The 7,191-nt window shown below is 39.4% G+C and carries 7 protein-coding genes and 1 riboswitch; of the genes, 3 read left to right on the forward strand and 4 right to left on the reverse strand.

The window, feature by feature from the left end:
• Positions 1 to 39: 39 nt before the first annotated feature.
• From ACED45_RS06370 to ACED45_RS06380, 3 genes are all read right to left on the reverse strand, one after another.
• Positions 40 to 264 (reverse strand): hypothetical protein, encoded by a 225-nt coding sequence (locus ACED45_RS06370; protein WP_102444784.1) that lies wholly within the window; start codon positions 262 to 264, stop codon positions 40 to 42.
• A 324-nt stretch (positions 265 to 588) separates the two neighbouring features.
• Entirely contained in the window at positions 589 to 1,323 is a 735-nt protein-coding gene (locus ACED45_RS06375) for a chromosome segregation ATPase (protein ID WP_004733574.1), read from the reverse strand.
• A 161-nt stretch (positions 1,324 to 1,484) separates the two neighbouring features.
• Positions 1,485 to 1,643 (reverse strand): hypothetical protein, encoded by a 159-nt coding sequence (locus tag ACED45_RS06380; protein WP_004733573.1) that lies wholly within the window; start codon positions 1,641 to 1,643, stop codon positions 1,485 to 1,487.
• Positions 1,644 to 1,821: 178 nt separating this feature from the next.
• A riboswitch (glycine riboswitch) is annotated at positions 1,822 to 1,949 on the forward strand.
• A 96-nt stretch (positions 1,950 to 2,045) separates the two neighbouring features.
• On the opposite strand from ACED45_RS06380, the gene ACED45_RS06385 reads away from it, so the two are divergent.
• Positions 2,046 to 3,290: a site-specific integrase gene (locus ACED45_RS06385; protein ID WP_102548787.1), complete on the forward strand. Its 1,245-nt coding sequence runs from the start codon at positions 2,046 to 2,048 to the stop codon at positions 3,288 to 3,290.
• Between the two features lie 83 nt (positions 3,291 to 3,373).
• On the opposite strand, the gene ACED45_RS06390 is transcribed toward ACED45_RS06385, so the two are convergent.
• Complete coding sequence (locus tag ACED45_RS06390) at positions 3,374 to 4,501, reverse strand: hypothetical protein (protein WP_371713531.1); 1,128 nt, start codon at positions 4,499 to 4,501, stop codon at positions 3,374 to 3,376.
• A gap of 526 nt (positions 4,502 to 5,027) precedes the next feature.
• On the opposite strand from ACED45_RS06390, the gene ACED45_RS06395 reads away from it, so the two are divergent.
• Together ACED45_RS06395 and ACED45_RS06400 are read left to right on the forward strand one after the other, a co-directional pair.
• A complete protein-coding gene (locus ACED45_RS06395; protein WP_102548790.1) occupies positions 5,028 to 5,444 on the forward strand; it encodes a hypothetical protein in 417 nt (138 codons plus the stop codon).
• Between the two features lie 236 nt (positions 5,445 to 5,680).
• The gene (locus ACED45_RS06400; RefSeq protein WP_371713532.1) at positions 5,681 to 7,174 is read left to right on the forward strand and encodes a hypothetical protein; all 1,494 of its coding nucleotides are present in this window, start codon (positions 5,681 to 5,683) and stop codon (positions 7,172 to 7,174) included.
• The last annotated feature ends 17 nt before the right edge of the window (positions 7,175 to 7,191 follow it).

Consider the following 7,191-nt stretch of genomic DNA (forward strand, 5'->3'; position numbering starts at 1 on the left):
AGAAAGCGAGAACAGGACTGCAACTTATCCAAATCCCTACTAGCTTGGCTTGTGGGGATTTTTTATGCCTGAATGATTAGGCGAGTTGCTATCCTCAATACCTTGCTCACTCTTTTCGCCCTTTTCACTCTTTTCATCATCGTGTTCAACGTCGAAACGACGAACTAATTCTTCTACTTCGATCATATCTTTTTGCGCTAATGGCGAACAACAATCATCGAAACAATAAGCTATGGTGCAGTTCTCACAAAGATACTCTGGCATCACTTCATCCCTTGTCGTCAAAGCAGCCAAATGCGAGCTAGCATTCGACTGCGTGTTCATCCTGAACAACACTATTATGCAGCGACTCTGATCTGAAAATATGTATGCAAAGTCATTTAATAGACAACAAGTAACATATCATTGTGGATATACGTAACTATTCACAAATATCTAAGCAAACAATGAAAACACTCAAATAAATCAATAATGAGAAAGCACCGGATCTATGCTGTCGAGAAAACGCAAAACGCCCACATCACGTGTGTGATGTGGGCGTTTCAATATTTACTGCAAACTATCTTTGGGTTGATTAAAGCCTGTGGCTTATAGACCCATCTCTTCAGTGAGCGTTTTGATCTGCTTAAGATCCATGGTGTGGACTTCAATCATTTGTCTGATATCACTCAGACGAGAGTTGGCGTTATCCTGCTTCTCACACGCGTCAGATTTAGCATCCCATGATGTGCCATCTAAGAAAACGTCGCACGCTTTCTTTAGAGAACCAAGGTTCTGCTCAAGTTCATTTTTTTCTTTCTCAAGCTTTTCAAGTTCTTGAGAGATCTGTAATTCTTTTCGGAAAACTTCACGCGAACGCTCAAACAAGGTCGATTGCATGTCAGCCTGACGATTAAGTTTCTGGTTGTCTTGCTGAGTTTGCTCTAACGTTTGCTTCTGTTCGTTTAGCTGCTGCTCTAACGAGTAGTTCGCTTTCTCTAAAACCGAAGACTGCTTCGCTAGGTCTTGGAGCTCTTTTTGATGTTCTTCTGTTTGTTTTACTAGAGCGGCTTCTACTTTTGCATCGATTTCGGTATCGACTTTTGCCACTTTAGTTTCAACGGATGTCATCAACTGTGTTTTGCTGTCATGCAGTTCTTGATAACGAGTTTCGAGTACCTGATAAGTGGACTCCCACTTCGAAGCCGTGATTGTAGAACCGATCAAGCCACCTAACGCCAAACCTATAACCGCAGCAATGCCGATATAAAGCTGACTGCGCTTATCGCGTTCTTCAATAACAACCACTTCATCTTGTTCGCTTTGTCCAGATTGCTGGTTCACTAGCGGGTACTCCCAAAAATTTGTTTAACGTTACACGGTCACTGATACTGATACTGATACTGATACTGATACTGATACTTTAAGCTCAATTAAACCTATTGCCCAAGCCAGAAGCACTTGAGCTTTGCTAACACGTTTATCCTATCTGCTCACAGACAGATTTAACGAGTTAACTCCGAAATCATCAGGCTGGCAGTATACAAAAGGAAGCTGCTAACGATAACAATCACTACCCATTTTTGCAGTTTTTCGTTTGTCCGGTAACGAAACAGCACAAATGCCAAAGCCAATAAAAAAACAATCGCTATTAATCGAGTCATAACTCCTCCTTGTTTCTCTATTTTATACCATTTAAATAAGCAAGTTACGTCAGAGACTCGTTGTTTGATCATTTAGTTGAACAACATTTGAGCAAACAGATATTTTGTAGCTGACATCACATTTTATATGATCTAGGATACGCCTACAGATTACCTAATTATTTAGGTAATTGTTCCGATGAAGACTGCAGGAGAGTGGTTTTTAACTAAATATTAACATTTAGTTAGATAAACCCGCCGAAGAAGTAAATCTTTCAGGCGCTTTGTGCTGGAGAAATCCAGAAAAGTGAGGACTGTCGTTGGAGGAACCTCTGGAGACCGTAATATAAAATCATAACTCATTGTTTTATATTGATTTAATCCAGAAATAAGTCAATTTTGCGCTACATAAGTGATATACATATGCACCTTGTAAGCCGCAACAACACCTACTACTTCCAACGTAGAATCCCAAAAGAACTCCAATCTCGCTACAACGGGAGACAACATCTAAAATTCTCTCTTCAAACTAAAGATAAGCGTCAAGCGCAGATCCTTGCTCGTAAACTATCTGCTCAATTTGATATTGAGTTCGAAACAATTCAATGTGCGAACCTGCCCGACTTCTCCAACAAGTTTAACACTGCTACGTCTATACAAGAGCCTACTAGCCTAAATCTTTCTAGTTGTGTTTCTGATTTCATAGAGGCTAAACGAGTCGATGGTATCTCAAAAAAAGCACTGGAACGTTATCAGTCAAGGCTCAATCTACTCGTAGACATTGTTAAAGATAGGCCGATCGATTCACTTAAAAGATCTGACGCTATAGAGTTCAAGTCGATTCTAGTTAAGTTACCGCCCAACCTTTCTCGTAACCCTGAGTACAAGAACAAATCTTTTACTGAAATCATTAAACTTGGTCATAAGCCAATTGGAACCCATACAATCAACGATACCTTTAAGGTTGTTTCTGGGTTCTTTGATTGGTGTGTACTCAACGAAAAAGCCCAAAAGAACTCCTTTACTAAACTTGGTGTAAAGCAAGAAACCAAAGCGAGCGAACAACGTCGAGCATTTACAAAAAGCGATCTTAGAAAAATCTTCTCTGTCGATGTGTTCCAGAAAGAACCAAAAGAAGCATGGCACAAATGGATTCCATTGCTCGGTCTTTATAGTGGTGCTCGTCTAAATGAAATGTGCCAATTATATTGTTCAGACATTAGGCTGGTGGACAACGTTTGGTGCGTACATTTTGGTACTGACTACAGCGATCAGAAACTTAAAACTCAAAGTGCATATAGAACCATTCCAATCCATTCTAGCCTTATCAAGAAAGGTTTCATTGATTACGTCCACCAGCAAAGTGGTAGGTTGTTCCCTACCCTCAAATACCTGAAGACCGATGGATATAGCAAATACCCGTCAAAATGGTTCTCAGTGCAACGTGACAAAGCACTAACACCACAAGAACGCGAGCGTAAGACATTCCATTCTATACGTCACACTGTGGCTACTGAGTTCAAAAGAAGTGGAGTCGACTATCATGTTGCTGCTGCAATATTAGGGCATCATAACGATTCAATGACTTATGGTAGGTACGGGAAGGAATACAGCCCTGAGCAACTTGCTAAGACTATAGAAACTCTAGATTTTGATACATTTCTATAACGGTGATACAAAAAAGACCTCCTAGGAGGTCTATTGAAAACTGCAAGTGGCCTGCTCCTTGTTTCAACAACTATTCATTTAAATCAATCCGCCAAAGCGTAGTTTTCATCATTCTTAATCTTTGCTTTTATACGAATATCTTCAAGCCGTTTGAATGGATGTTTTAGATCTCTAGCCTCTACCATTGGCTGTATTGCCCTGTAGATTTCGATTTGAAGTGCGTTGCGTGCAACTTGTGACTCAATCCCAACGCTTTCATACACATGTTCTTGAAAGGCTACGCTCGTGAGGTTATCTATGACCTCTTGGCTTATGTTGAACAAATCAGTGAAGTCAGTACTTAATTTCTCTACTTGTCTTTCATACACCGCTACCTGTTCAGACTGATTAATTTTATTCTCTTCAAATTGTTTTACCCTTTGACGCAATGATACAACTTCACCCTCAACTGATTCGAATAACTTCTGTTGTTTTTGAAGGCTAGTGACCAAAGCATTGCGCTGCTCTACTTCTTTCACCATGCTCTCTAGTGCTGTGTCGCTATGTTTAGCCTGCTGCTCCAATAGTTCAATCTTAGGCACATACGTATTCACTTGTGCTGTCAAAGTTTGATTCTCTGTCTTCAACCGATCACTTTCAATCGAAACCTGTTTAACTTCATCGCGAGTCTGCATTAATTGTTCTTGAATAGAATCTCTATCAGTTAGAACATTATCCCTGTCAACTCGAAGTGCATCTCGGTCAGAGAGCAGCCCTTCTCTTTGCTGATCCCAGTTATTCAAATCGCGTGTGAGTTTATCTTTCCAATATTCAGGGGCTGACTCTGCCTGTGCCTTACTCGTTACCTTCTGACTTTTGAATATCGCTCGTTGATTTCTGTGCTTCTCTCTGAGCCTTGTTAGATCGACTTTACGAAACTTATGGTAGTCAATCTTGTATTGTAGGTAAGGCAAGCCGAATGTGTACACAAGCGCAAGAACACTAGGGTACAGAAAGAACAAAAACACAGGACTTTCCAGAAGTGTAGGCGTTGTAGTCCAGAAGGGAGTATCTTGCTTTAGTAGTTCAAGTTTTTGTTCTGAGTTGCTGAATATAAAAGTTAGAACCGAATTGTGATTCACAACTAACCAAGACAAGAGAAAAGAGCCAATGATAGGTGACTTTAATCGATTCGCTGTTGCTTGTGTGATTGCATTAACAAGTTCTTTCATTAAAAAGCCATGTTCAAAGTAAGCATTAACAATAGATATGAATATTACTTAATAGCCATCAGTAGAGCAATTACAAATCAAAGGGTTGTAACAATCATCTAAGAAGGGCAAACTAAAATTGTTGGCTCCCTTGCGGCTGGCGTTGAAAATCAGTTCTAGGCTTTCTCTCTGCATAGAGACTCACGCAATGAGAAAGAACAAAAATGAACTTTTAAAACGATTTGTAGCAAAACTTATAGAACGACCACTGCTGTTAAAAATGCTAGTAAGCAGAACTCAATCACTTATCGATGCTATATCGATAAATGACTGGTCTAGCGCTTCTCTCGAAGCCTCAGTGCTTCTAATACTAATATTTGGAATTGTTAAAAAACTCAGATCATCACACAAAACAAAGTAAGGACAGATTATGAGGCGAGATATACTCAAATAATCTGATTTTCAACCGGAGAATGCTCTATGAACATTCTCAAAAAGAGACCTCGTTTAATACAGTTACGTGGTTACTTTTGAAAGCAAGGAAAAAATGAATACAGCAAACTTGGTTATCATCGACGGTCTACAATCAAGACCAATCCACGAAATGCGCAACTTCCATGATTTATTGGTCGACTGCTCTCTCTTTGGATCTAATAACCTCAACGGACGAATCCTAGATATTGGCCTTGAGTCTCCGTGGTTTCAGGTTGGTAACTACTTTTATGATCTAGCACCTGTACGCGACTTAACTTCTTTCAGAAGAGAAGTTAGTGTTGTTGTATCAGGCTTAGAACTCCTTCTGTGTTTAAGACGGAATGCATGGGATATGCTCATAAGAAAGTTTGTTGTTAAGTGCGAACTGTACTTAGTGCGTCCATATAACAATAGTCCACCAGCGAAAAGGGGGCTTTTACTCGCTAAAGGTATACAGATTTTTGGCAAACATGGATATTTCACCTCATAGCGCCCAAACAAACCTAATCAGCATCACACTTTCAATGCAAACCCTCATGTAACACCCCCTTTTAGCCGCTTTTACATGCTTTAAAAACACATTTGCGAGTATTACCCCACCTTTAACCAAATTTTCATCCCCCTTGACCAAATTTCCATTAACCTTTAGCAAAACTCCGTACAAATCCCAATACCAAAATAAAGTCTGTGATTTAATAGGTACAAGTTAAGTTATTGAGATTTAAGATGAATACGACAGAAAGAATCCATGCCCTCTTAGAAGACCGTAGTTTTCCGAGTATGGTGTTGCTCGACGGACATTGGGGTGTTGGTAAGACTTACTATGTTAAGAACGAACTTCAGCCCTATCTTAAAAATTACTACCCTAGTCCATATAAGACCATTTACTTATCTTTGTATGGTGTAACGAGCCTTGAGGATTTCAAGGATCGAGTTCTGTCCCTAACTTACACCGAAAACAAAAAATCTAGTTGGCTAACAAAACAAGGCTCAGATCTTATAGGTTCATCTGCTCAAGCAATCTCAGGGGCTAGAGGTGTTGGTGCGGCACTTGGTGGTGTTGCTTCAATCGTTAAGTACCACTACTTTAATAGGATCGATAACCTCGTTCTTCTACTAGATGATCTAGAGCGTATTACGTGTGAAAAAGTACGGACTCAAGTCATTGGTGAGTGTCTGAACCTTGCAGAGAACAAGCAACATATCAAAATAGTAGTCATTGGAAACCAAGATAAGATCGGTACGCATGCTGATATCGAAAAAGCATTTAGTGATATTGTCCATATCAAACGTACGCCCGCAGAATCTCTTGATGTAATTAAGAAGATCTATACTGGCACCAGTAGGCTTAGTGATTATGAACTGTCTGAGGTTTCAAAGTGCCTTAAGTCATTAGAACTCGATAACTTAAGAATAATTCGACGGGCTATCGACAGATACAAAGCCGTCTGTTCCCTATTTGACCGCGTAGATGAAGTTAACTACGACTATCTAGAATCCAAACTAATTGATGCTTCTTTTCGCATATCTACAGCGATACACCGAGAAGGTTTCAGTCTAGACGAGATTTTAGAAGGAATTGAAGATCGAACACGTCGTGTTAGCCTAACAAATGACAAAGTTAAAGTAGAGGAACTTACTGATATTGAGAAAAGGCATCTTGAATTAGAAACATATATTTCACCAATTCGTTACCACACACCGCAAAGCCTTTTGACTTACATCGCTACGTACCAAAACAATTTCTATGATATTCATCAAGAACTTAAAATCCCTACAAGTACAGAAGCCATAGAGTTGTTCTTAGGTCACGGTTTTAGATATAAAGATGAAGACTGGTTTCAACAAAATATTGGGGTACTCAAAAAAGAAGTATTCGAACCAAATGTAGACAATCTACTTTTTTGGATACGTTGCTGTGGACTTTACTTTTACATGTTAACTGCTGGATATGTCGAAGAGCAAGCGAATACCTTTCGCTCAGAAGTTACGGTATTGCTTGAAGAAAACGACTTTTCACTTGATCTAGATTATCGAGATTTAGAACATGACCTCCACACTTTTGTTCGTGATGATGAATTGAATCAGTTGTTTAGAACATACATAGAGAATTTTAAAGTCGAACACTCAAAAGCGAAAAGTCAGTCGTTTATAAGTGATTTCATTAGTGACTACTCACTAGCCCCCTCTGGCAGGATAGTTGTCACTGTTAAAATTTAACCAGTTTGGGCGATAAA

It is taken from the genome of Vibrio crassostreae (assembly GCF_041439375.1).
GTDB lineage: Bacteria > Pseudomonadota > Gammaproteobacteria > Enterobacterales > Vibrionaceae > Vibrio > Vibrio crassostreae_D.

What these genes read in the sequence shown, in the direction of transcription:
- ACED45_RS06370 (WP_102444784.1), bottom strand. Translation starts at nt 264, where the DNA reads ATGCCAGAGTATCTTTGTGAGAACTGCACCATAGCTTATTGTTTCGAT.
- ACED45_RS06380 (WP_004733573.1), bottom strand. Translation starts at nt 1,643, where the DNA reads ATGACTCGATTAATAGCGATTGTTTTTTTATTGGCTTTGGCATTTGTG.
- ACED45_RS06400 (WP_371713532.1), top strand. Translation starts at nt 5,681, where the DNA reads ATGAATACGACAGAAAGAATCCATGCCCTCTTAGAAGACCGTAGTTTT.
- ACED45_RS06385 (WP_102548787.1), top strand. Translation starts at nt 2,046, where the DNA reads ATGCACCTTGTAAGCCGCAACAACACCTACTACTTCCAACGTAGAATC.
- ACED45_RS06395 (WP_102548790.1), top strand. Translation starts at nt 5,028, where the DNA reads ATGAATACAGCAAACTTGGTTATCATCGACGGTCTACAATCAAGACCA.
- ACED45_RS06390 (WP_371713531.1), bottom strand. Translation starts at nt 4,501, where the DNA reads ATGAAAGAACTTGTTAATGCAATCACACAAGCAACAGCGAATCGATTA.